The organism is Devosia honganensis, from assembly GCF_042648785.1.
Classification (GTDB): domain Bacteria; phylum Pseudomonadota; class Alphaproteobacteria; order Rhizobiales; family Devosiaceae; genus Devosia; species Devosia honganensis.
The window spans coordinates 95,244-117,007 of sequence record NZ_JBHRYD010000005.1 but is presented as its reverse complement, the minus strand read 5'-3'; the positions used below and the strand labels follow the sequence as shown (position 1 = coordinate 117,007).

Here is a 21,764-nt window from a genome sequence, read left to right as displayed (position 1 = left end):
GGACCGTCATGGTCTATTCGGCGATCGGCAGGCCGACGAAGCGGGCTTCCCCGTTCCGCGCCACCTTGAGCAGCACGGTATTGAGGCCCCGGTCCTTCACGGCGGCGATGGCCTGGTCGAAATCGCCGGCGGCCGATACCTGCTGGTTGTCGACCTCGAGGATCACGTCGCCGGTGGCCAGGCCCCGCTGCGCCGCAGCGCTGTCGGGATCGACGCTCTGGATCAGGAGGCCGCCCGAGCCGTCGCCATTGGGCACCAGGGTCAGCCCGAGGCTGGTCGCGGCTTCCGGCAGGGCCTGAGGCGGGGTTGGCGTATCGGGCGTGGCCGCCGCTTCCTCGGACAACTGCTGGAGCGTCACCGACAGGGTGGTTTCCGCGCCGTCGCGCCAGAGGGTCAGCTCGACGGTCGAATCGGGGGCCTTGCCGGCGATGGTACGGCTCAGATCGAGCGCATCGCTGATCTCGTCGCCATCGACCTTGAGGATGATGTCGCCGGACCTGACGCCGGCGGCGCCCGCCGGGCCGTCCTCGGTGGGCTCGCGCACGATGGCGCCGCGGGCCGCGGGCAGGCCGACGCTGTCGGCGATGTCCTTGCTCACATCCTGGATCGAGACGCCCAGATAACCCCGGGTGACCGAACCCTTTTCGATGAGCTGGCCCACGATCTGCTTGACGGTATGGGCCGGGATGGCGAAGGCGATGCCGACATTGCCGCCATTGGGCGAATAGATGGCGGTGTTGACGCCGACCACCTGGCCATTGGTGTTGAAGGCCGGGCCGCCGGAATTGCCGGTGTTCACCGCCGCGTCGATCTGCAGGAAGTCGCCATAGCTGGAGCCGCCGATATCGCGGCCGGCGCCCGAGATGACGCCCACGGTCACGGTGCCGCCCAGCCCGAAGGGATTGCCCACCGCGACCACCCAGTCGCCCACGCGGCTGGGCTCGTCCTCGAAGGTCACGAAGGGCAGGTTCTCCCCTTCGATCTTGAGCACGGCCAGGTCGGTGCGCTCGTCGGTGCCGACGATCTCGGCAACCTGCTCGCTGCCGTCCTCGGAGATCACCGTCACCTTGGTGGCGTCTTCGACCACGTGGTTATTGGTGACCACATAGCCGTCCTCGGAGATGATGAAGCCGGAGCCGGCCGCCAGGAACTGGCGCGGACGGGCCTCGCCGCCCCTGCCGCCCTGGCCTCCGGGACCGTTGAACTGGTCGAAGAAGTCGCGGAAGGGATGGCCTTCGGGCAGGTCGGGGAAGTTGAACTCGAAGTCGAAATTGCGGCCGCCGCGCTGCACGGTGTTGCGGCCGGGGGCCTCAGCCTCGACCAGGATCGAAACCACCGCCGGCTTGACGGCATCGACCAGGTCGGCAAAGCCCTGCTGGACCGAGGTTTGCGGCACGACGATCTGTGCGGCATTGTGAATCTGCGCATTGGCCGCCTGTCCGGTGAGGACGAATGCGGTGGAAACGCCGCCCACGCCGACCAAAAGGGCGAGAGCCGAAGCGCCCAGCCAGCGACGGGTGCGCGAAAGTACAGTCGAACGCATGGGAACCTATCTCCTTGGTTAAGCTCTCAACAGCTCGTGGACATAGATATGGAACGGCGCGCCTTTCTATGAAGTTGCGTCCACATTAAGCTTTGGCAATGTAGCAGGCCGGATTGCGGCGGGACTATTGCGGATCGGTGTCGCGGGCGAGTTCGGCCAGCGCCGCTTCCTCCTCCGGCGTCAGTTCCGCCGGCCCTGCCGGTTTCGTCCGCCCCCGTGCCACCAGCAGGGCGATCAGCCCCAGCCCCAGCAGCGCCGGCGCCGCCACCCACAGCAATAGGGTATGGGCGCCGAAGCGCGGATTGAGCAGCACGTATTCGCCATAGCGGTCGACGACATATTGCTCGACCTGGGCATCGCTGTCGCCGGCCAGCAGCCGCTCGCGCACCAGCAGGCGCAGATCGCGCGCCAGGTCCGCGTCGCTGTCGTCGATGGACTGGTTCTGGCAGACGAGGCAGCGCAGCCCCGCCGAGATGGAGCGGGCGCGCGTCTCGAGCGCCGGATCGGAGAGGATTTCGTCGGGCCCCACCGCCGCGGCCGTGGCGGGCAGCGCCAGCAGCAGGCAGACCAGCAGCGTACGCAGCATCACCGCGCCTCCCCCAGCGCCGCCCGGCGCGCCCGTTGCGGCACGCCCACGCGCAGCCGCCGGTCGGTCAGCGACAATATCCCCGCCCCCGCCATCACCAGCGTGCCGATCCAGATCAGCAGGATATAGGGCTTGTGCCAGACGCGCACCACATGGGTGTCGTCCAGCGGCTCGCCGAGCTGGAGATAGAGCTGGGACAGGCCATAGGTGCGGATCGCCGCCTCGGTGGTCGGCATGCCGCTCGCGACATAGGTGCGGCGCTCGGCCTCGAGGCGCGCCGTGCCGCCGCCCGGCGCCGTCACGGTGAAGAAGCCGGTATCGGCCAGGTAGTTCGGCCCCGGCACCTGCTCGAAACTGTCGAAGGCGATGACATAGCCCGACAGCTCCGCCGTCTCGCCCGGGTTGAGCGTGGTGACCAGCTCGGTCTCCCAGGCGGTGACGGTGACGATGCCCAGCACCGTCAGCCCCAGCCCCAGATGGCCGATGGCGGTCGACCAGATGCTGCGCGGCAGGCCTTTGAGCCGGCGCAGGCTGTCCCCCAGCGGGATGCGCCCCAGCCGGCTGCGTTCGACCAGTTCGGCGATGGAGCCGAAGCTGACCCAGAAGCCGAGCAGCAGCCCCAGCGGCACCAGCGAGATCGAGACGCCCCCCAGGGCGGAAATGAGGATGGTGAGGAAGATGGAGAGCGCCGCCACCCCGATCAGCCGCTGTCCGGCGGCGACCAGGTCCGCGCGCTTCCAGGGCAGGAGCGGACCGAAGGGCAGCACCAGCAGCAGCGGCGCCATCAGCGCCCCGAAGGTGAAGTCGAAAAACGGTGCGCCCACCGAAATCGAGGTGCCGGTGAACGCGTCGAGCAGCAACGGGTAGAGCGTGCCCACCAGAATAGCGCCCACCGCCGTGGCGAGAAAGAGATTGTTGAGGATCAGCGCCCCCTCGCGGCTGATCGGGGCGAAGAGCCCGCCCTGGCGCAGGGAGGGGGAGCGGATGGCGAAGAGCAGGAAAGCGCCGCCGATCAGGACGGCGAGCATGGAGAGGATCACCAGCCCGCGCGTGGGGTCGCTGGCGAAGGTATGCACCGAGGTCAGCACGCCCGAGCGGACGAGGAAGGTGCCCAGCAGCGACAGCGAAAAGGTGATGATGGACAGGAACACCGTCCAGATCTTGAGCGCATTGCGCTTTTCCATCACCAGCGCCGAATGCAGCAGCGCCGTGCCGGAAAGCCAGGGCATGAAGCTGGCATTTTCCACCGGGTCCCAGAACCACCAGCCGCCCCAGCCCAGCTCGTAATAGGCCCAGTAGGAGCCCATGGCGATGCCCAGGGTGAGGAAGGTCCAGCTCAGCATGGTCCAGGGCCGCACCCAGCGCGCCCAGCTCTGGTCGATGCGCCCCGAGACCAGCGCAGCGATGGCGAAGGAAAAGCAGATCGAAAACCCGACATAGCCGGCATAGAGCAGCGGCGGATGCAGGGCGAGCCCGATATCCTGCAATACCGGGTTGAGGTCGGCCCCCTCCAGCGGCGGCTGGGCCAGCCGCGCGAAGGGGTTGGAGGTGAAGAGCGTGAAGCCGGCGAAGGCGGCGGTGAGCAGGCTCTGCGTGCCCAGCACCAGGTTGAGCAGGTCCGAGGGCAGGCGCCGGCCGAAGGCGCCCACCAGCGCCCCGAACAGCACCAGGATGAAGATCCACAGGAGCATCGAGCCCTCGTGGTTCCCCCAGACGCCGGAAATCTTGAAGATCAGCGGCTTGAGCGAATGGGAGTTATTGGCCGCCAGCGCCAGGGAGAAATCCGACACCACGAAGGCCTGCACCAGCGCCAGGAACGCCACCGCCACGAGGACGAATTGCAGCACCGCCGCCTGGCTCATCACCATCGCCAGCCGGTCGCCGCGCCGCCACAGGGCCAGCCCGCCGGCCGCCGAGACCGCGGCGATGGCGAAGGCGAGGATCAGTGCGAAATGGCCAAGCTCGATGCTCATGAGGCGGGCGCGCCTCCGCCCTCGGGACGCCATTCGCCCTGGGCCTTGAGCGCCTCGACCACCTCCCGGGGCACATAGTTCTCGTCATGCTTGGCCAGCACGTTGGTGGCCTCGAAAATGCCGTCCGGCCCCAGGCTCCCCTCGGCCACCACGCCCTGGCCCTCGCGGAACAGGTCCGGCAGGATGCCGATATAGCGGGCCTGTACGTCCATGCCGCCATCGGTGACGACGAAGCGGTTCTCCTGGCCCTCCCGGGTCCAGCTATCGTCCTTGACCAGCCCGCCGAGCCGCACCGGATGGCCGGGCGCCACGGCGCGCTCCACCATGTCGGTGGGCGAATAGAAGAATACGATCTGGTCGCGCAGCGCCGTCAGCACCAATCCGGCCGCAATGGCCAGCACCACCGCCAGGCCGGCGATCACGGCGAGGCGCTTCTGCTTGCGGGTCATGCCCTTGCGGCGGGCGGAAGCCGGCATGGTCACTGTGCATCTCCATTCAGCGTCAGGCCCGCGCCCAGCGCGAGCGTATCGAGTTCGCCGCGGTCGAAGGCAGCGGGATAGGCGGCGACGGCGTCATCATAAGCCGCCTGGGCGCTCTGGCGATCCCCCAGCACCAGATAGGACCGGAGCAATTGCATCCACTCCTCGATGGAGCCGCCCTCCTCGGCCAGCCGTTCGGCCAGTCCGCCCACCATGGCGGCGATCATCTCCGCCTGCTGTTCGGCGGCCAGGTCGATGCCGTCATTGCGCGCCACCTCGAGCCCCTGCTGCGCCGCCATCAGCCAGGCCTCGTCGCCATTGGCCAGCGCGATCGCCTCCTGCCACCAGCGTGCCGCTTCCTCATAGCGCTCCATGCGCATCAGTTCCGAGGCGAGATAAAGACGTGAGCGGGCATGGGCCGGATCGGCGGCCGCGGCGGTTTCGAGCAATTGCATGGCCTCGTCGCTGCCGGCCCCCTTCGCGCCCAGCAGCAGCGCCTCGGCAAGATCGGTCCGCAGATCGGCGGTCGGCTCGGAGAGCGCCATGACCTGCCGATAGGCGTTGGCGGCGTCCTCGAAGCGGCCCATCTCGGCATAGGCGGGCGCGATGACGCTCCAGCCGCGCAAATCGTCGGGCACTTCGGCGAGGCGCGCCTCGATGCGGGCGATAGCGCCTTCGAGATCGAGGGTCAGGGCCGCCGCTTCGGGCCGCTCGGCCAATGGGCGCGCCGGCAGGTCGGGATTGCCCAGCAGAGCATAGATGCCGAAACTCAGCGCCGCGACGGCGGCCACTCCGCCCAGCAGCGTGCCGCGTCCCAGCTCGCCCCTGGGCGCCCGTTCCGTCTCGCCCCGGCTGCGCAGCATCTCGCGGGCCAGTTCGCCCTTTGCGGCGATGGCCTGCTCCTTGTCCAGCTTGCCGCTGGCCAGATCGGCCTCGATACCGGCGAGCAGCAGCCGGAAATGGTCGTTGCCGTCGGCCCCGGCCGGCGCGGCCGCGTTGACCGTGCGCCCACCCGCCGCGTACAACAACGCAGCGCAGGCGATGGCGGTAACGGTTATGGCGAGCATCCAGAAAATCATCGGCCCCAAACGCTTTTGTGCTTCGCGCAAGGCATGGCCTTCTATAAGCCGAATGCGGCGAAAAACCACCAAAACAGCACGTGCCGACAAGGACGCATTGCCACAGGGGCGGGACGTCGCAGGCGCTTTGGCCGCATGAACGGCGGCGTTTTCGATTTTGCCGTCATCGGCTCCAGCCCCCTTGCCCGGCTGCTGGCGGGGCTCTTGGCGGGCGTGCACGGGCGCAGGGTCGCCTTTGTCGGGGAGAGCCAGGCCGGCTATCGCCTCCCCCGCAGCATCGATCTCTCGGTCGCGCCCATCACCCGCCCCGAAAGCTGGTTCATGCTCACCGAGGGCGTGGCCGAGACGCTGACGCTGGTGGGGCGCATCGCCAGGCGCGGCGCCTGGAGCCGGCAGGACCCGATCTTCTTTGCCGATGGGGCGGCGCCCATCGAGGCGCTCTCGCATATGCGGCACATGGCGCTGGGCCACGGCATGGCGGCCGAGCCGGCGGCGCCCTCCTTGCTGGGTCCGGGCCGGGCCGGCGTCGTCCTGCGCGATGCGGTGCGCCTCAACCGCCCGGTGCTGGAGCCGGCGCTCGACCTCTGGCTCGCACGGCAGGGCGTCGAGCGCGTCGCGCCCGGAAGGATCGAGATTGCCCCGGATGGCGCGGCGGCGCTGTCGGTGGACGGCGGCGGAATCGAGGCGAGGCAGGCGATCCTCGCCGATCACGACGCCATCATTTCCTTCCTGCCCCTGCCGCAATGGCCGCGCCTCCTGCGCCGGCAATCCTTCGCCAGCATCCTGACCACCCCGACGCCGCCGCTCGCCGCCCCCATCATGCTCGAGATCAATTCCGGTACCATCCTGCTGCAACAGCCCGAAGGCGGCATTGCCGCCATCGGACCGGGGGATCTGGCGGCTTTTTCCGGCCATCTGCACGGCCTGCTGGGCCGCGAACGGCAGGTCGAGCAGGCGGGGCAGACCGGTTTCGCCGTCCTCGCCACCGCCGATGGCGCCCCCGCTTTGGGCCGGGCCGCCGGCACCGGTGCCGATATCGTGGCCGGCATGGGCGGTTTCGGCGCCTTCCTCGCCCCGGCCCTGGCGCGCTGGCTGGCCGGAGCGGCCCGGGCCCACGAGGCCGAATGGTTCGATGCGCGGCTGGTGAACCGCGCCGCCGCGGGCCCGCCGGTGGCCGATTTCGTGCCGCCCCGGCAGGCAGGCGCGCCATGAGGCCGCAGCTCCACCGGTTGCCGGCCGACGCGGCGCGCGGCTTTGCCGGCCGTGCCATCGATCGCGCTCGTCCCGTGCATTTCCGGCTCGATGGCCGGCTGGTGTCCGGCTTTGCCGGCGACACCGTGCTCAGCGCCGCCCTCGCCTCGGGCATCGACACATTGGGCCTGCATCGCGGCATGCCGGTCGGCCTCACCCCCCGGTCCAGCCCGGTCATCGCGCTTGCCGGCCTCGCCCGCGACCCGCTGGGCGCCCTGCCCATGGCGCGCACGCCGGCGGTGGACGGCGCCGAATTCGTCACCCTCGGGGCGAAACGCGCCGGCGCCCTCGCCCGGCTGTTCCAGCCCGGCCGCACGCTCGGCCTGCCGCTGGACGAACCGCATGTGCTCGACCGGCCCTGGCGCGCCGTGCCCGGCCTGCCGGAAGGATCGGCCGATCTCATGGTCGTGGGCGCGGGCGTCGCCGGGCTGTCGGCGGCGCTGGCCGGAGCACGGGCCGGCCTTGCCGTCATGCTGGTCGAGGCCACGGCGCTGCCGGGCGGCCATTCGGGGCTGTTCGGCACGCAGGAGGGCGAGGACGCGCCCGAGGAGAGCATGGCCCGCCTCGCCGCCGAGGCGGCAGCCAGCGACGCCATCACCCTCATCGCCTCGGCCCGGGTGTTCTCCATCCGTCCGGGGCTGGTGCGGCTGCATCGCGTCGACATGGTCGAGGGCCGCCCGCGGGGCCGGGTCGTCGACATCGAGGCCCCGCGCATCGTCATCGCCACCGGAGCGCTGGAGCGCCTGCCGCTTTTTCCCGGCAATCGCCTGCCGGGGGTCGCGCTGACGCTCGACGCCCATGAACTGGCGGCGCGCTACGGCGTCTGGCCGGGCGCCAGCGCGCTTTTCGCCACCGGCAGCAATCCCGCCTATCGCCTCGCCATGCTGGCCAGCGATGTCGGCATCGCCATCGGCCGCATTCTCGACAGCCGCCCCGGCCCGGCTTCGCGCTTCATCGAATTTTCCCGCGCCTATGGCATGGTGCAGTCGCCCGGCACCGGGCCGGCCTTCGCCGAAACCGCACGGGCGGGCAACGCGGTCCGCCTCCATGCCGATCAGGCCGGCAGCGAGCCGCTGGAGGCCGATCGCCTGCTCGTGTGCGGCGGCTGGCAGCCGGATTTGACGCTATGGCATGTCGCGGGCGGTCACAGCCGCTGGCACGACGCCCGCCACCGGCTGGAGCCTTCGGGAGCGCTCGACGGAGTGGCGCTGGCGGGCAGCGCGGCGGGCTGGTTCACCCGGCGCGGCTGCATCCAGAGCGGCGCCGACGCGGTGGACCTGCTGCTGGGCCGTCCGCGCAAGCCGGTGGACGATCCGCGCATCGACCCGCTCTACGAAACGCCCGACGCGCCGGTCCATATCGCGCCGCCGCGCCCCCAATCCCCTGCCGCCTATCTCGATGCCGGCGCGCAATTGCTGCCCCGCCCCGAACCGCCGCAAGGCCGCTGGCGCGCGCTGTTTCGAAAGCGCCCCACCGGGCTCGCCAGCCTTTCCGAAGCGCCCCAGCCGCTGGCCATCTGCGAGGTGGCCGCCGGCGTCGGCCTGGGCCTCATTCCGCCGGAGGCGGCGGGCGTGGTGGCCCAGGAGCGGGTGGCGCTGGTGCCGCTCGCCCGGCCGGCGCCCGGATACGACGCCATCGACGAAACCCGGCCCGCGCCCGAAGCCGTGCCGCCCTTTCTTGCCGGCCGCTTCGGTCCCGGGGCGCGCGTCGTGCGTCTCGTTCCCGCCGAGGAACGCCTGTTCGAGCCCGGCTCACTGATCTATCGCAGCTCGGATGTCGATCAGCCCCTGCTCGCCATCGGCGTCGTCCTGCGCCCGGCCGGCGCCGCGGCCACGGCGCTGGTGGCCGGCGCGGCCCTTGCCGCCGGCCTGCCGGTCACCGTCCGCGATCAGGGCCGGGCCATCCCGGCGACGCTGGAGGCATTCGAGACGGAGCCGGCCTGAAGCCGCCGCAAACTCAACGTCCCTCAAAGGCAGGGAGTGTCCTAGAGTCATTCACTGTCAAGCGGATCAGCGCCTTCTTGCTCCCCTCCCCCTTGAGGGGAGGGGTCGGGGGTGGGGGTCCTTCGGTGATCCGTCAGATCCACCCCCTCCCCAACCCTCCCCTCAAGGGGGAGGGAGCGCTGGGCGCCGATTCCGTCAAAACATGAAAGCCGCTAGCCGCGCCGCTCCGCCGTCACGCGGGCGCGCCGCAGGGTTTCGGCATAGTCGGGGTTGAAGCGCACCTCGGCCATCTTGATGGCGGCGTCGAGCCGCGCGCCGGTCAGTTGGTCGTCCGGGTTCTGCCGCAGCAGGTCCAGATTGCGCTGGATATGCAATTCCAGCGCCTCGCCGGTCTGGTTCCAGGCCTGGTCGAATACCGCGTTCAGCGCCAGCGAGGCGCGGCAGTCGCGCACGGTGGCGAGCAGGTAGACGCCGCTGATGGCGCCCAGCAGCCGGTCGCCGTCGATCCGGTCATGGCCCTCGCGCGGGCGGCGCATGGCCTGGTTGAGATCGGTCGCGACCTCCTTGAGGCGCGGTTCCACCCGGTCCGAGACCATCCTGGTGATGCTGGACAGGATCTGCGTGCTGCGGCTGGTTCGGGCGAATTCGATATAGCCGGTCAGCGCCCGCGCCAGCCGGTGGAACCGGTCGAGGCTGCGGCAGGCCAGGTCGATATCGGCGAAGGGTCCGGTCAGGTTCAGCCGGCAAAGCTGGTTCTGCGCATGGGCGAGATAGGCGTCGAGCAAAGGCGAAAAGCCGTTGCGCGCCACGGCTTCCTCATTGGCGCCGCCCGCCAACCTGATGACGGCGGTGATCAGCCGCGTGGGATTGGCGATCTGGCCGAGCGCGGCATGGAACAGCAGCGCCGCCATTTGCGGGTCCCGCAGCGGCATGGATTGCAGCGCCGTTCCCAGCGCCGCCTCGTCGCCTATGGAGTTGACGGCCCGGCCGAAGCCTTGCGCCTTGGGCAGCAGCGCGCGGGCATGCAGCGCCGCCATCGTCACGGCGAGTTCCTCGCGCGCCCGCTCGCGCCCGAACTGCACCCGCAGGCGCTGCAGGGCCTCGCCATCGGCGTCCACCCGCTCCAGCGCCGCCGTCATGCCAGCCAGCACGTCCGGCATCAGCGGTTCGAGCTCGGCGGCGCCGAACCGGCCGCTTTCGAGTTTTTCCGCAGGGATCAGCTCGGGGCACAGGTCCCGCGACACCCAGACCCAGGCCGCCATGGCGGCGTCCCTGCCCACCGAGCCGGCAAAGGGGAACAGCACCGGCTCATCCACGATGACGGCGTCGATCAGCCCGCCAAACGGCGCGCTCCCGGCATGGCTGCGCCCGGCCGGGGCCCTGGCGGGCTTGGGCGCGGCATCGGCTTGGCTCTTGGCGGGCTGGGTCATCGAACCGGTTGCACAGGGACGGGGTCAGGCCCCGACCCTATGCCGCGCCGGTAAACAATCCTTTGCGCCGAAGGGAAGAATGGGTCAGGCGGTGCCCGGCACCACGCTCCAATTGCCGTTCTGCTCGCGGCAGGCGGTGCCCTTGCGCACATAGTCGGTGCCGCCGATCTTCACCGTATGGGTGAAGTCGCGGCAATCGAGATTGTTCACCCGGACATAGGGCCCCACGGCCACCGAGCCGGTGGTGCCGCTGTCGCCGGCCCATTGGCGCGGGGCGCCGGGGCGGCCGAATTGCAGGGCGTAGAACTGCGCGCTGTTGGCTTCACTGGAATCCTTGGCGCTCATGCGCGCCAGCGCCGCCGGATCGACGAAGCCGTTGGCGATGCTCGTGGTCAGCCTGGCCTGCTGCACGGTCTGGGCGGAGGTGGGCACCAGAGGCTGCACCACGACCGGCTGGGTTGCCACCGGTGCCTGGCCCATCTGCTGGGTTCCGGTGCTGGAACAGCCGGCGAGCGCCAGGGCAAAAAGCGGAATGGCAAGAAGCGTAGAGCGATTCATCTGGTTCGTGGCCCTTTTCGTGGATCCTGTTGGTTCTCTTGTTGCGTATTACGGCGAAAGTGCGTCAGCCTCGGGGCGCCGCGACCGGCCGTCCCTGCCGCGCCGCCGGCAGCCGCAACTCCGCCAGCAGCCCGCCGAGCCCGGAACGCTTGAGCTCGAGGCTTCCTCCATACACATCGACCAGTTCCTTGACGATATCCAGTCCCAGTCCGCTGCCGGGCGTTTTCTCGTCCAGCCTGACGCCGCGGCGCAACACTTTGTCCATGGCCTGTTCGGAAAGACCGGGGCCGTCATCCTCGATGCGGATCAGCAATTGCCGGCCTCCGGGGCCGCGCTCGCCCGCCAGCCGGACCTCCACCCGTCCGCCGGACCATTTGCAGGCATTGTCGAGCAGATTGCCGGCCATCTCCTCCAGGTCCGCCTCGTCGCCGCGGAACCAGGGCAGCCCGGCATCGGGCGCGGCAAGGGAAATCGCCACGTCGGGATGGATCTTACCCATCACGCGCGCGAGCCGCCCCATGGCGGCGGCGGCATCGGCCTTCTTGCCGACGGCCGAGGTGCGCGCCGCCAGCCGCGCCCGTTCCAGATAGGTCGAGACCATGTCGCTCATGCGGTCGGTTTCGGTGGCGACGATATCGGCCAGCTCCCCCTCGCCGGCAGCCGCTTCGTTGCGCAGCACGGCGATGGGCGTCTTGAGCCCATGGGCGAGATTGCCGACCTGGTTGCGGGCGCGTTCGATGATCTGCGCGTTGGAGCGCAGCAATTCGTTGACCTGTTCGGCGAGCGGGGCGATTTCGGTGGGATAGCTACCCGTGACTTCGGCGCTGTCGCCTTCGCGTACCGCCTCCACGGCGGCGCTCAGCCGGGCCACCGGGCGCAGGGCGAAGCGCGCCACGATGGCGCTCATCACCGCCAGCATCGCGCCCACCGCGCCCAGCACCACGAAGGTCTGGCCGCGGAAATTGTCCACCAGTTCGAGGATTTCGGTGAGGTTGCCGGCAACCGTGATGCGGTAGCTCTCGGGCGCCAGCGTCACATTGCGCTCGACCATCCGCAACTGGGTGCCGAAGGGATCGCGGACCACTTCCGTGCTTCGCCCCAGCGCGTCGGCGGCGGCGCCCACCCCTTGCAGGTCGATGCCCACCACCGAGGTGGAGAGATTGACCAGATTGCCTTCGTCGTCGCGGATGATCCAATACCAGCCCGAGCGCGGACGCTCGAAACGCGGGTCGGCCAGGGCGATATCGGGATCGCGCGGGTCGCGGGTGTCCAGCAGGGCCCCGGCAAGGCTTTCGACATGGAAATCCAGCGTCTGGATCAGGGTCGTGTCGAGTGCCCGCGAATAAAGGTCCGTCAGCAGGAAGCCCGTCGCCACCAGCGCCACCACCAGCCAGCCGGCCGACAGCCAGAACAAGGAGGCGGCGATGGAGCCCTTACGCAGCATGGCCGAGCCCCGCTGCCGGGCGTCCTCTGGGCAGAAAAGGCGTGGCGGGAACGAAGGACGTGCCGGAAAAGGGCAAGGATCAGTCCTCGACGATCTGGTAGCCCAGCCCGCGCACGGTCTGGATGCAGTCGTCCGGCAGCTTCTTGCGCAGGCGCCCCACAAAGACCTCGATCGTATTGCTGTCGCGGTCGAAATCCTGGTCGTAAAGATGCTCGGTCAGTTCGGTGCGCGAGATCACCTTGCCCTTGTGGTGCATGAGATAGCTCAGAAGGCGCAGTTCGTGGCTGGTGAGCTTGATGGCCTGGCCGCCCACCGTCACCCTGCCGGCGCGCGCGTCGAGCCGCACCGATCCGGCGACGATCTCGTTGCTGGCATGGCCCGCCGCCCGCCGCACCAGGGCGCGGATGCGCGCCAGCACCTCCTCCATATGGAAGGGCTTGGCCACGTAGTCGTCGGCGCCGGCGTCGATCCCCTGCACCTTGTCGCTCCAGCGGTCGCGCGCCGTCAACAGCAGCACCGGCACGGTCCGCCCGGCGCGGCGCCATTCCTCCAGCACCGACAGGCCGTCCATCTGCGGCAGGCCGATATCGAGCACGATGGCGTCATAGGGTTCGGTATCGCCCAGGAAATGGCCTTCCTCGCCGTCGAAGGCCACATCCACCGCATAGCCCGCCTCGGTCAGCGCTTCCTTGAGCTGCCGATTGAGATTGACGTCGTCTTCGACAACCAGAATACGCATGCCCCGCCCCGCCTGTTCCCGCCGTTAATTCGCCCGCAATTCCAGGTTCTGCGCCTGGCCGTCCGGGCTCAGCACCCCGATGACATATACCAGCCTGCCGCCCCGGTCACAGACCTGGACGTTGAGAATTTCGGTTCGTGCGTCCACCCCGCCCGAGGCCAGCACGGCGTCGAGCGACATGATGCGGCCGGAGGAGACCGCTTCCTGGATCTCTCGCTTGTCGAGACAGGCCTGGGCCTGCGCCCCGCCCGTGCCGGCAAGGGCCAGCGCAAGCGCCAGGGCGAGGGCGGTGACGGCGGAAGGTTTGGGGGCGTGGGTTTTCATGTCCCGATCAATAGCGGCCCGTTGCTGAATGGGACATGAATGCGGCGGGCCTCAAGGGCGCGGCAGCCGGAATTTTCCGAAACGGCTCAACACGGCGCTGCCGGCCAGCAGGGCCAGCCCTGCCGCGACCACGTAAGCCGACGATTGCGCAAATATGGAAAGCGCTGGAACCACGGCGACAATCCCCCCCGCCAGGATCATGCTCCACGGCAGGTAGTAGCCAAACGCCGCACAGAAGCCGCACGGATCCGACGCATTATGAGATTTCGTCGTCATGACTGCTTCCTCTGCAATAGCTTTCATACGCCCACATCGCGGCGACGAAAGTTCCAAAAACTATCCAGACACTTCCCGGAAAATACAGATATCTTTCCAGGTTTTCCGCTGCCGCGGCGGTGGCGAGGAATGCCACGCCGCAACTGGCCAATATCTGAATCCAGCATTTCCGGACACGCGGTTCCGGATCGACATCCTTGTTCCCCATCGCCCCTCCCAGGCGGGAACCAGTGCAATGGGTAAAGCCGGCAATGTCAAGATGCGCAGGACGGCGTCCCGCATTCGCGACGCCGAATGGCATTTCAAGCTTTGCCGGTCTTACTGTCAGATAGGTATTCAGGCGGAATAACCAAAGTCCCCCCTCATGCCTTGCCGATATCCCCCTTCAGCCCGCGCCGCAGGAACAGGATGGCCAGCGCTTCGAGAATCAGGCTGCCCGCCGAGCCCCCTTCCAGCGCCGGCAGATCCAGCCCCAGCATCTGCGCGAGGCCGGCCAGCAGCATCAGCGCCGCCACGATATAGGTCTTGTAGCCCGAAAGAATGTCCATGATCCCGTCTCCCGTTTTGCTGGACGATGTCGATGAGGGCGCGGCGGCGAGCGCCGCCGTCCTTATGGCGGCCACGCGCGCGGTCCAGCCGCGCCCGAAAATGGCGAAATTCGCGAGGCCGCGCAGGAATCCCAGCCGGCGGTCGCAGAGGGCCTCGATCGCCCGGCGCGCATCGGCCTTGGCCGCCGCGCCCAGGGTCAGCGGGCCCACGATCCCGTCCACCGCCACGCCGAGCACGGCCTGCAATGCTCTGACCGCCCGGTCCGGGCCGGAATTGACCGCATAGTCGAACACGGCCAGATCGATCCCCGGCGGCAGTTCCCCGGCGCGGCAGAGGTCCCAATATAGGGCGCGATAGATGCGCGATGCCTCGGCGCGGGTGAGGTTCCGCACTTCCGCCTTGGGCAGGTCCCACCAGGGCGAGACCGCGCGCCAGCGCGCCAGCGTCTTGTGGGTGATGCCCATATTGGTCGCCCCGCCCGGATCGGCGGGATGGTCGGCATAGCCGCCCTCGTGCCGCAGCACCTCGGCCAGGCAGGTTTCGAACCGCATGTCAGCCATGGAAGATTCCCCTTGCTTCATGGCCCGGCCCCAGCACCGGGCTCACCTGCGCGACGGCAAAGGAAAAGGGCCCGGCCGGGCCGCCGAAATCCTCGACCTGCTCGGCCGCCCCATAGAGCGCGGTGGGCGAGGACGCCTCGATCACCCGCTTTTCCGCTGCGCCCGCAAAAACCGTCACGCGCCAGGCTTCGGGCGCATGCTCGAGCGGCGGCTCGGCCACACCCCATCCATCGCCATCGGCGCGGCTGCGCCTGGTCCAGTCGAAGGCGATGGCGCCGTCCTCGCGGCGCCGCGCCCGCAAATGGGCCGGGGCCAGCGGCAGCGCCGGCGCCGCGTCCGGCATCACCGCCAGTGCCTGCCCGGCCGCGTCGTTGTCGCCGGCATGGCAGCGCAGGGTGCGGCTTTCCCCGATTCGGTGCGCATCGACCGGCAGCATGGCGACCCGTTGGTCGAGCAGCAGCACCCGCCTTCCTGCCGCGGCCGGCCCCATGCCCGCCTCGCTGCCCTCCAGTCCGCGCAACAGCCGCGTCAGCCGGTATTGTCCCGGCGCCAGCAGTTCGGCCCGGGCGAAACCGATCACCTCCCAGCCGCCCGCGTCGTTCTCCAGCGCCAGCCGGTTGCTGCCGGCCAGCGCCGCGGCGTCGGCACTATCGGCGAGGTGCCCGGAGGCCATCTCCACCTCGATCGCCCCGCCCCGGTCCCAGACCGTGGTGGAGCCGGGCTCGAGCGCCGCCAGCAGGGTGCCGAGAAAGGCCGGGCGGGCGAGTTCGGCGAGCGGCGCCCCCGTGGCTTCCTCGCTCACCCGCAGCGGCCCCGGCCAAGGATTGGCATAGGCGCCGATGGCCAGTCGGCTGCGGGCGGGATCGGAAGGCAGCGGCGGCAGATGCGCCGTCACGATCACCGGTGTCACATCCGCCATCGGCGCGGCCGCGCCGCTACGGGGCCGCTGCACGTCCGCCGCCACCGCATCGGCACGCAGCACCGCGCCCGCCGTCACCCGCCGCACGGCGCCGTCGCGGATTTCGGTGATTTCGAACGGCCCTTCGGCCAGCCCCGGCATCCGGATGCGGTCGCCCGGCTCCAGGGCCACCTGATCGGGCGGCAGGGCGAAGTCCAGCCGGTCGCCGGCGATGCCGCGGCGATCGAGCAGCCGCTCCGCCCCGCGCCGCGCCGCCGCCCCATCCAGCACCACCGGCAGCATTTCGGACACCAGCGGCCCGCCGCCCGGCCGCAGCGCCGTCACCGTGGCGGCCAGATAGTCGCGCTCGCGGTCGTAATGGCCCAGCCCGAGCCGGCCCGGCCGTTCCGCCACGTCGCCCCGGCGCCGCGCCAGCACCGGACCGTCGGTCACCGCCAGCGCCTCCGGGTCGAGCGTCATGCCCGCTCCCGCCCCCTGCGCCACGCCGACAAGGCGCTCGCCTCTCGCGGTCAGCGTCTGCCCGGTCAGCTCCAGCAGGGGCTCGATGGCTTCGCGCGCCGTTCCCGGCCCATTGATGGTGAAGCCGCCGAGCAGCGGCGCCGCGGGCACCGCCTCGAGCGTGCAGCCATGTTCCCTCGCAATGGCGCCGATCAGCTCGTCACTGGCCAGCATGCCCAGCCGCCCGGTCAGCCAATGGCCATTGCGGTGATTTGCCCCGTCCGACCAGACATTGGCGAGCGTGGGAAAGCTCGGATAGGGCCGCGCGTCCCAGGTCCAGCAATAGAGTCGCGCCGGGTCCACCATGCCGGGCGGATTATGCGCCGGATCGCTCCAATGAAGATGATGGGCGCGCAGCAATTGCCGCTGGATCAGCCCGTCCGGCAGGCCGCTGGAAAAATACGGCCGACCGTCCTCGCCGCTCTTTTCGTCGCCGAAGACATTGGGCTGGTTGGCGCCCTTGTCGACGGCGCCGCAGCCGATCTCGGTCAGCCAGACCGGCTTGGAGCGGGGAACCCAGGCGGTCGGCGCCGCATTGCGCACGCCCCCGGGGCGGTCGTGATGCGGCTGGCTCCAGAAGGACAGGATATCCTTGTAGCGCCAGATCCAGGCTTCGCCATGCGCGTCATCGGCGATGGGGGTGCGCGATTGCGCCCGCCGGTCCGCCGCGCTGGCATAATACCAGTCGTGACCCTCGCCCCCGGCGATATTGCCGGCCAGATAATCGAGCTCGTAGCCGGTGGCGGCGCGGTCCGCATCGGCCTGGTTCTCGTTGTCGCGCCAATCGGCCAGCGGCATGTAGCAGTCGATGCCGATGGCGTCGATTTCCGGCGCCGCCCACAGCGGGTCGAGGTGGAAGAATTTTTCATTGCCGCGCTGCTGGCCCGAATATTCGCTCCAGTCGGCCGCATAGGTCAGCTTCGTGCCATTCCCCACGATGGCGCGCACGTCCCGCGCCAGATCGACCAGCGCCGCGACGAAGGGAAAGCTGTCCTCCGGCCCGCGCACCCCGGTCAGGCCCACCATTTCCGAGCCGATCAGCAGCGCGTCCACGCCGCCCGCCGCCTGCGCCAGGCCGGCATAGTGCAGCATCATCGCCCGATAGCGCGGAACGATGGAGGCGATTTGCGCGGCGGCGATTGCGGTCCCGTCGGGGGAGCCGGGCTCGCCCGGCGCCGGATGGCAGGTAATGCGTCCCCGCCAGGGATAGGACGGCTGCTCACCGCCGCCATGGGGGTCGGGCTTGCCGTTCCCGGCCGGCACGTCCATCAGGATGAAGGGATAGAGCGTGACCTTGAGGCCCCGCGCCTTGAGATCGGCGATGGCCGCACGCACCGCGCCGTCCGAGGGGGTGCCGCCATAGGCCGGGCCGCCGCCATGCTGGCTCACCACCGGCGCGGTGGCGCGCGTATAGCCGGCCACGCCCCAGCTCGTGCCCTCGATGGTGCGGCTGGCGCCTTCCACCTTGGGCGTTATGGCGCAATCGCCGCAGCGCAGGTCGGAGCCGAACCAGCTCACCACCAGCGCCACATGTTCGAGGTTCGGGCACAGCGCCGTCAATTCGTCGATGGAGCAGGTCCAGTCGCTCTTTCCGGGGAGCAGATGCGCGTTCTCGCTCACCCCCTTGCCCGGCCCCAGCACCCGTATGCGCGGCTTCGGGTCATAGCCGAATTCAGTGGCGCCGGGGATGACGGTCACGGCACGGATAGAGGGCTCGAGATCGCCCGCCAGCCGGCACAGTTCCGCCGAAAGCTGGGGAATGCGGTTGCCGAAGCGCGACAGCGGCAGGTTCTCGACCACGAGATAGCACAGGCCCCGATAGGCGGGCGCATTGCCCGCTCCCTGCACCGCCTCGATCAGGCTGTCGGGCAGTTGGTCCTCGTCGCCGGCGTAAAAGCGCAAATTGAGCCCGCGCGTATCGAGCAACTGCCCGTCGGCCCAGATACGCCCCAGCCGGGCCACCCTGCCCTCGCAGAAGGCGACGGCGAAGCTGGCGAGGATTTCCTCGTGGCGCTCCGGCTCGCGGCTTTGCCCGAACCCCTTCGAGCCCGCCGTTTCGGTGACATGCCGCACCAGTTCGCGGCCCCAGATGATATTGCCCGACAGTCGCCCCCAGCCATAGAGCCGGGGCACGCCCAGCCCCTCGCTGGAGCCGCCCAGCCGGACGTCGAACATCGGCGTTTCGGGGGTCTTGCGCTCCGGGCCGAACAGCATGCCGTCCACCACGCTCCCGGCCAGCGCCCCCAGCGCCCGCCCGATGGTCGCCCCGATCGGTCCGCCCACCAGCCCGCCGGCGAACTGCCCGGCAACCGACAATGCCAGAGTGGCCATGTGCCAGATCCTTTCTTTATCCCCTCCCCCTTGAGGGGAGGGGATAGGGGTGGGGGTTCCGCGCCATCGATTTTCTCGATGGATCAATCGGATTCCCGGATGATCCCGAACCCCCACCCTCATTCCCTCCCCTCAAAGGGGGAGGGAGGCGAAGGGGCCGGCCTCACAGATTTTTCCATATGCGATTACCCTGCTCCCTCGGGGAGAAGGCGGCGCGCAGCGCCGGATGAGGGTCCTACAGCTCCGGAAACCGGAACCGTGCCGCTACCCGTCGCGCCCAGGCCTCGCTCAGATCGGCCTCCACCACGCCGAAATGCTCCTGGGCATGGATGAAGCGCCGGGGCGAGACGAGGATGCCGCAATGGCGCGGCTCGGCCATTCCGGCGAGCTGGAACAGCAGCACCTGCCCGCTCGCCGGCTCGCCGGTTTCCGCGGCCAGGAACCGCTCCGCCGCCCGCCGCAGGGCGCCTTCGTGCTCGGGGTCGTGCCAGTCGGCGCGATAGGGCGGCACCTGGGCGGGCTCGGCGCCGTAAAGCGCCCGCCACACCCCGCGCAGCAGCCCCAGGCAATCGCAGCCCGCCCCCATTGTCGAAGCGCGATGCCGATAGGGCGTGCCCAGCCAGGCCCGCGCGGCGGCCACCACCTTTTCGCCGGTCATGGCACCACCGCCCTTCCATCCATGGCATCGCCTCGCCGGGGGTGGCGCAGCACGTAGTCGCTGCCCGGAATATGCGGGAAACCGCGAAAATTGACGCCATTGGCGAATTTGGCCTTGCAGGTGGCGAAGCGCCGGTCGCAGCCCGCGGTGACGGCGATTATGTCGCCCGCCGCGATCCATTCGCCCACCCGCGTGGCAAAGCCCAGCACGTCGCCCTCGGCCTCGCGGCGATGGGTCAGCACCGCATCGGCGAGGCCGTCGCGCCGCCCGCTCCCCCAGCGTCCGGTGCCGAAGCCGAACCAGCCCTCCGCAAAGCCGCCCAGCCCGCTCACCAGCACCAGGAACGGGTCGATGACGCGGATGACGCTGGCATGGCCGCGATGGGCTGGCAGGTCGAGATCGACCCGGCAGCGCGCATCGCCCAGTTCGGCGTCGCACAGCCCCTGATAGAGCCGTCCCCGCGTGACATTCAGCCCCTGTTGCGGCGAGCGCAGTTCCGCGCGGAAAATCCCGTCCTCGCGGACGATTTCGCCGATCGTGTCCACCCGCAGCAGCAGGCGCTGCTCCGGCGCCGTCCAGTTGACCAGCCAGGTCTCCACCCGCGCCCCGTCATAGCGGCCCAGCAGGATATCGTCCTCGGCAATGGCGTCGCTGTCGAGAAAGCCGAGGATTTCCCCGGTCTCGACCTGCGCGCCCAGCCGCGCCGGCATCTCGCCGCCATCGGCTCCGAAAGTGGGGGCGCAGTCCGTGCCCTCCACCACCAGCATGCGGTCGTGATCGGTGAAGCCCAACACCGTGCCGTCGCCGCGCAGCAGCCGCCAGCACCGCGCCGTCGTCGTCTCCCCGCCCGCCAGATGCACGGCGAGCGCGTTCGGCAACTCTTTCATGGCAGGATCTCCACCAGCGGAATATCGGGCGCTTCGGCCCCGTCGAAACCATTGAGCTCGATATCGAGCCGGTCGGTGTCGAAGCGCACCGGCACGTCGAACAGGAACCCCGCCGTCACCGCCGCGCCCGGTGGCGGCGCCACGGCGAAGCCCACGATGCCGCTGGTCACGTCCACGCTCCAGCCGCCCGCCGGCTCCACCCCGTCCACCGCCACGCGCACGCTTCCCGCCACGGGCTTGGCGATGGGCCGCAGATAGGGGTCGAAGGCGGCGCCGTAGCGCTTGACGAGCTGGAACTGGGTCCGCTCCCCGTCGCCGGTGCCGATCGCCTGGTCCTGCGGCAGCGGCACCGCGCCGCCCGAGGAATGGTCGAGCCCGTCGCGCCACAAAAAGCCGTGCAGCCGCCCGCGCCGTTCCTCGAAGAAGGCCAGCACCGCCTGCATGTCGGCGCGCGATTTCACCCCATAGCCGGCATTGTAGCGCCGCCGCGAATGCGCCCAGCGCCCGTTGCGCCGCTCGCCCCCGCCCGCCAGCGTCACCACCTCGGTCCGGCGCTCCGGTCCGCCCCGCGCCCCCAGCGCGATATCGAGCGGAAAGCGCACATGATGAAAGGCCATGTCTTTCTCCCGGTAAACCCGACCCCTTCGCCTCCCTCCTCCTCGAGGGGGTAGCGTTTCCTTTGGACGCCTCAGCTTCCCCGCGTGCCCCGCCGCACCGCCCGCAGCAGCATGGCGCTCACTTCCGCCTCGCTGGCCGCGAAGCTGCGCGCGTCGCTGGCGGTGACGTTGAAGGTGACGTTGACCGTGCCGCCGCCGCCGCCGGCGACGCCCAGCCGTCCGTCCGGGCCGCGCTGCAAGGGCATGATGGCTTCCGGCCCCGCCTCTCCCGCCAGTCCCAGCCCCCGGCCCAGCGGAAAATAGCCCGGGCTGGCGATCACCCCGCCCTTGGCGAAGGGCGTCACCCCGCCCAGCGCCGGATTGGTGGCGGTGAAGATGTTTTCCACCAGCCCGCCCACCAGCGTGCCCAGCGGCCGGAACGCCGCCTTGAGCGCGATATCGGCGAAGGCGCCGGCAATATCGGACAGCACCGAGCGAAAGGTCTTGCCGTCCATCACCGCGCCGCGAAAGGCCCGGCTGACCGAACGGGCGACGCCATCGGCCAGATCGCCGATCCGCCCCAGCTCCACCGAGACGTCGCTCAGCTCGCGGCGAAAATCGTCGCCGAAAAGATCACCTGCCATCGGGAAAACGCTCCATCAGCTCCAGCAGCGTCCGCCGCTCCAGCGGCCCCGCCCGGTCCCCGGTCAGCGCCCCCCAGGCCGCCGCCAGTTCGCGCGGGCTCATCTTCCAGAACGCCTCGGGCGGCAGGCGCAGCACGCCCAGGCCGAAGCGCATGGCCTCCCTCCAGGGAAAGGGCGTCATGGCGTTTCCCCGAAAGTGGCGCGGAGCAGCCGCACCGCGATATCGGCGGCGCCGCGCAGGCCGCCCTCGATGCTGAGGCGCGCCAACTCGTCGTCGCCGACATCGTTGCCGCCGCCGCGCAGCCCGGCGCCGATGATCGCCGTCAGGTCCCGCGCCGACACCTTGCCCTCGGAAAAGCGCTCGGCGAGTCCCGCCAGGTCACCCGCCCCCAGCCGCTCCTCCAGTTCCGCCAGCGCCCCCAGCGTCAGGCACAGCACCAGCCGCTCGCCGCCGATTTCGGCGGCGATCTCGCCACGATGGATATTGGTCATCTCGT

Annotated in this window: 21 protein-coding genes; 2 read left to right on the top strand and 19 right to left on the bottom strand. The window is 69.8% G+C overall.

Features of this window, described 5'->3' with window-relative positions; genetic code table 11:
* Window positions 1-13: 13 nt before the first annotated feature.
* The 5 genes from ACFOOL_RS07525 to ccmI all read right to left on the bottom strand — a co-directional run bounded on the left by ACFOOL_RS07525 (window position 14) and on the right by ccmI (window position 5,690).
* On the bottom strand, window positions 14-1,543 hold the full coding sequence (locus tag ACFOOL_RS07525) for a Do family serine endopeptidase (protein WP_380096328.1): 1,530 nt from the start codon (window positions 1,541-1,543) through the stop codon (window positions 14-16).
* A gap of 124 nt (window positions 1,544-1,667) precedes the next feature.
* Window positions 1,668-2,129, bottom strand: a complete 462-nt coding sequence (locus ACFOOL_RS07520; protein WP_380096327.1) for a cytochrome c-type biogenesis protein — start codon at window positions 2,127-2,129, stop codon at window positions 1,668-1,670.
* The gene (locus tag ACFOOL_RS07515) at window positions 2,129-4,102 is read right to left on the bottom strand and encodes a heme lyase CcmF/NrfE family subunit (protein WP_380096326.1); all 1,974 of its coding nucleotides are present in this window, start codon (window positions 4,100-4,102) and stop codon (window positions 2,129-2,131) included. Before ACFOOL_RS07515 ends, ACFOOL_RS07520 begins: the two co-directional genes overlap by 1 nt.
* Entirely contained in the window at window positions 4,099-4,551 is a 453-nt protein-coding gene (gene ccmE, locus ACFOOL_RS07510) for a cytochrome c maturation protein CcmE (protein ID WP_380096594.1), read from the bottom strand. The genes ACFOOL_RS07515 and ccmE overlap by 4 nt, the downstream gene beginning before the upstream one ends.
* Window positions 4,552-4,580: 29 nt before the next feature.
* Window positions 4,581-5,690, bottom strand: a complete 1,110-nt coding sequence (gene ccmI, locus ACFOOL_RS07505) for a c-type cytochrome biogenesis protein CcmI (protein WP_380096325.1) — start codon at window positions 5,688-5,690, stop codon at window positions 4,581-4,583.
* A 105-nt stretch (window positions 5,691-5,795) separates the two neighbouring features.
* On the opposite strand from ccmI, the gene ACFOOL_RS07500 reads away from it, so the two are divergent.
* Window positions 5,796-6,872, top strand: a complete 1,077-nt coding sequence (locus ACFOOL_RS07500) for a hypothetical protein (RefSeq protein ID WP_380096324.1) — start codon at window positions 5,796-5,798, stop codon at window positions 6,870-6,872.
* Window positions 6,869-8,854, top strand: coding sequence for an FAD-dependent oxidoreductase (locus ACFOOL_RS07495; protein WP_380096323.1), 1,986 nt, complete (start codon window positions 6,869-6,871; stop codon window positions 8,852-8,854). The genes ACFOOL_RS07500 and ACFOOL_RS07495 overlap by 4 nt, the downstream gene beginning before the upstream one ends.
* A 212-nt stretch (window positions 8,855-9,066) precedes the next feature.
* On the opposite strand, the gene ACFOOL_RS07490 is transcribed toward ACFOOL_RS07495, so the two are convergent.
* The 14 genes from ACFOOL_RS07490 to ACFOOL_RS07425 form a co-directional block, all read right to left on the bottom strand.
* On the bottom strand, window positions 9,067-10,284 hold the full coding sequence (locus tag ACFOOL_RS07490; RefSeq protein WP_380096322.1) for a hypothetical protein: 1,218 nt from the start codon (window positions 10,282-10,284) through the stop codon (window positions 9,067-9,069).
* Between the two features lie 84 nt (window positions 10,285-10,368).
* Complete coding sequence (locus tag ACFOOL_RS07485) at window positions 10,369-10,842, bottom strand: RT0821/Lpp0805 family surface protein (RefSeq protein WP_380096321.1); 474 nt, start codon at window positions 10,840-10,842, stop codon at window positions 10,369-10,371.
* Window positions 10,843-10,906: 64 nt separating this feature from the next.
* Entirely contained in the window at window positions 10,907-12,286 is a 1,380-nt protein-coding gene (locus tag ACFOOL_RS07480; RefSeq protein WP_380096320.1) for a sensor histidine kinase, read from the bottom strand.
* A 79-nt stretch (window positions 12,287-12,365) separates the two neighbouring features.
* Window positions 12,366-13,025, bottom strand: a complete 660-nt coding sequence (locus tag ACFOOL_RS07475) for a response regulator transcription factor (RefSeq protein ID WP_380096319.1) — start codon at window positions 13,023-13,025, stop codon at window positions 12,366-12,368.
* A gap of 24 nt (window positions 13,026-13,049) precedes the next feature.
* Window positions 13,050-13,349, bottom strand: coding sequence for a hypothetical protein (locus tag ACFOOL_RS07470; RefSeq protein ID WP_380096318.1), 300 nt, complete (start codon window positions 13,347-13,349; stop codon window positions 13,050-13,052).
* 51 nt (window positions 13,350-13,400) lie between these two features.
* The gene (locus tag ACFOOL_RS07465; RefSeq protein WP_380096317.1) at window positions 13,401-13,625 is read right to left on the bottom strand and encodes a hypothetical protein; all 225 of its coding nucleotides are present in this window, start codon (window positions 13,623-13,625) and stop codon (window positions 13,401-13,403) included.
* Between the two features lie 362 nt (window positions 13,626-13,987).
* On the bottom strand, window positions 13,988-14,734 hold the full coding sequence (locus ACFOOL_RS07460) for a glycoside hydrolase family 108 protein (protein ID WP_380096316.1): 747 nt from the start codon (window positions 14,732-14,734) through the stop codon (window positions 13,988-13,990).
* Complete coding sequence (locus tag ACFOOL_RS07455) at window positions 14,727-18,482, bottom strand: baseplate multidomain protein megatron (protein WP_380096315.1); 3,756 nt, start codon at window positions 18,480-18,482, stop codon at window positions 14,727-14,729. The genes ACFOOL_RS07460 and ACFOOL_RS07455 overlap by 8 nt, the downstream gene beginning before the upstream one ends.
* A gap of 235 nt (window positions 18,483-18,717) precedes the next feature.
* Window positions 18,718-19,140, bottom strand: coding sequence for an NlpC/P60 family protein (locus ACFOOL_RS07450; RefSeq protein ID WP_380096314.1), 423 nt, complete (start codon window positions 19,138-19,140; stop codon window positions 18,718-18,720).
* The gene (locus ACFOOL_RS07445; protein ID WP_380096313.1) at window positions 19,137-20,027 is read right to left on the bottom strand and encodes a DUF2163 domain-containing protein; all 891 of its coding nucleotides are present in this window, start codon (window positions 20,025-20,027) and stop codon (window positions 19,137-19,139) included. The genes ACFOOL_RS07450 and ACFOOL_RS07445 overlap by 4 nt, the downstream gene beginning before the upstream one ends.
* Window positions 20,024-20,644: a phage distal tail protein, Rcc01695 family gene (locus ACFOOL_RS07440; protein WP_380096312.1), complete on the bottom strand. Its 621-nt coding sequence runs from the start codon at window positions 20,642-20,644 to the stop codon at window positions 20,024-20,026. The genes ACFOOL_RS07445 and ACFOOL_RS07440 overlap by 4 nt, the downstream gene beginning before the upstream one ends.
* 71 nt (window positions 20,645-20,715) lie before the next feature.
* Window positions 20,716-21,267, bottom strand: coding sequence for a phage tail tape measure protein (locus ACFOOL_RS07435; RefSeq protein ID WP_380096311.1), 552 nt, complete (start codon window positions 21,265-21,267; stop codon window positions 20,716-20,718).
* A complete protein-coding gene (locus ACFOOL_RS07430) occupies window positions 21,257-21,448 on the bottom strand; it encodes a rcc01693 family protein (RefSeq protein ID WP_380096310.1) in 192 nt (63 codons plus the stop codon). Before ACFOOL_RS07430 ends, ACFOOL_RS07435 begins: the two co-directional genes overlap by 11 nt.
* Window positions 21,445-21,759, bottom strand: a complete 315-nt coding sequence (locus tag ACFOOL_RS07425; protein ID WP_380096309.1) for a gene transfer agent family protein — start codon at window positions 21,757-21,759, stop codon at window positions 21,445-21,447. Before ACFOOL_RS07425 ends, ACFOOL_RS07430 begins: the two co-directional genes overlap by 4 nt.
* Window positions 21,760-21,764 lie beyond the last annotated feature (5 nt).

What these genes read in the sequence shown, in the direction of transcription:
- ACFOOL_RS07525 (WP_380096328.1), bottom strand. Translation starts at nt 1,543, where the DNA reads ATGCGTTCGACTGTACTTTCGCGCACCCGTCGCTGGCTGGGCGCTTCG.
- ACFOOL_RS07520 (WP_380096327.1), bottom strand. Translation starts at nt 2,129, where the DNA reads ATGCTGCGTACGCTGCTGGTCTGCCTGCTGCTGGCGCTGCCCGCCACG.
- ACFOOL_RS07515 (WP_380096326.1), bottom strand. Translation starts at nt 4,102, where the DNA reads ATGAGCATCGAGCTTGGCCATTTCGCACTGATCCTCGCCTTCGCCATC.
- ccmE (WP_380096594.1), bottom strand. Translation starts at nt 4,551, where the DNA reads ATGACCCGCAAGCAGAAGCGCCTCGCCGTGATCGCCGGCCTGGCGGTG.
- ACFOOL_RS07500 (WP_380096324.1), top strand. Translation starts at nt 5,796, where the DNA reads ATGAACGGCGGCGTTTTCGATTTTGCCGTCATCGGCTCCAGCCCCCTT.
- ACFOOL_RS07495 (WP_380096323.1), top strand. Translation starts at nt 6,869, where the DNA reads ATGAGGCCGCAGCTCCACCGGTTGCCGGCCGACGCGGCGCGCGGCTTT.
- ACFOOL_RS07490 (WP_380096322.1), bottom strand. Translation starts at nt 10,284, where the DNA reads ATGACCCAGCCCGCCAAGAGCCAAGCCGATGCCGCGCCCAAGCCCGCC.
- ACFOOL_RS07485 (WP_380096321.1), bottom strand. Translation starts at nt 10,842, where the DNA reads ATGAATCGCTCTACGCTTCTTGCCATTCCGCTTTTTGCCCTGGCGCTC.
- ACFOOL_RS07480 (WP_380096320.1), bottom strand. Translation starts at nt 12,286, where the DNA reads ATGCTGCGTAAGGGCTCCATCGCCGCCTCCTTGTTCTGGCTGTCGGCC.
- ACFOOL_RS07475 (WP_380096319.1), bottom strand. Translation starts at nt 13,025, where the DNA reads ATGCGTATTCTGGTTGTCGAAGACGACGTCAATCTCAATCGGCAGCTC.
- ACFOOL_RS07470 (WP_380096318.1), bottom strand. Translation starts at nt 13,349, where the DNA reads ATGAAAACCCACGCCCCCAAACCTTCCGCCGTCACCGCCCTCGCCCTG.
- ACFOOL_RS07465 (WP_380096317.1), bottom strand. Translation starts at nt 13,625, where the DNA reads ATGACGACGAAATCTCATAATGCGTCGGATCCGTGCGGCTTCTGTGCG.
- ACFOOL_RS07460 (WP_380096316.1), bottom strand. Translation starts at nt 14,734, where the DNA reads ATGGCTGACATGCGGTTCGAAACCTGCCTGGCCGAGGTGCTGCGGCAC.
- ACFOOL_RS07455 (WP_380096315.1), bottom strand. Translation starts at nt 18,482, where the DNA reads ATGGCCACTCTGGCATTGTCGGTTGCCGGGCAGTTCGCCGGCGGGCTG.
- ACFOOL_RS07450 (WP_380096314.1), bottom strand. Translation starts at nt 19,140, where the DNA reads ATGACCGGCGAAAAGGTGGTGGCCGCCGCGCGGGCCTGGCTGGGCACG.
- ACFOOL_RS07445 (WP_380096313.1), bottom strand. Translation starts at nt 20,027, where the DNA reads ATGAAAGAGTTGCCGAACGCGCTCGCCGTGCATCTGGCGGGCGGGGAG.
- ACFOOL_RS07440 (WP_380096312.1), bottom strand. Translation starts at nt 20,644, where the DNA reads ATGGCCTTTCATCATGTGCGCTTTCCGCTCGATATCGCGCTGGGGGCG.
- ACFOOL_RS07435 (WP_380096311.1), bottom strand. Translation starts at nt 21,267, where the DNA reads ATGGCAGGTGATCTTTTCGGCGACGATTTTCGCCGCGAGCTGAGCGAC.
- ACFOOL_RS07430 (WP_380096310.1), bottom strand. Translation starts at nt 21,448, where the DNA reads ATGACGCCCTTTCCCTGGAGGGAGGCCATGCGCTTCGGCCTGGGCGTG.
- ACFOOL_RS07425 (WP_380096309.1), bottom strand. Translation starts at nt 21,759, where the DNA reads ATGACCAATATCCATCGTGGCGAGATCGCCGCCGAAATCGGCGGCGAG.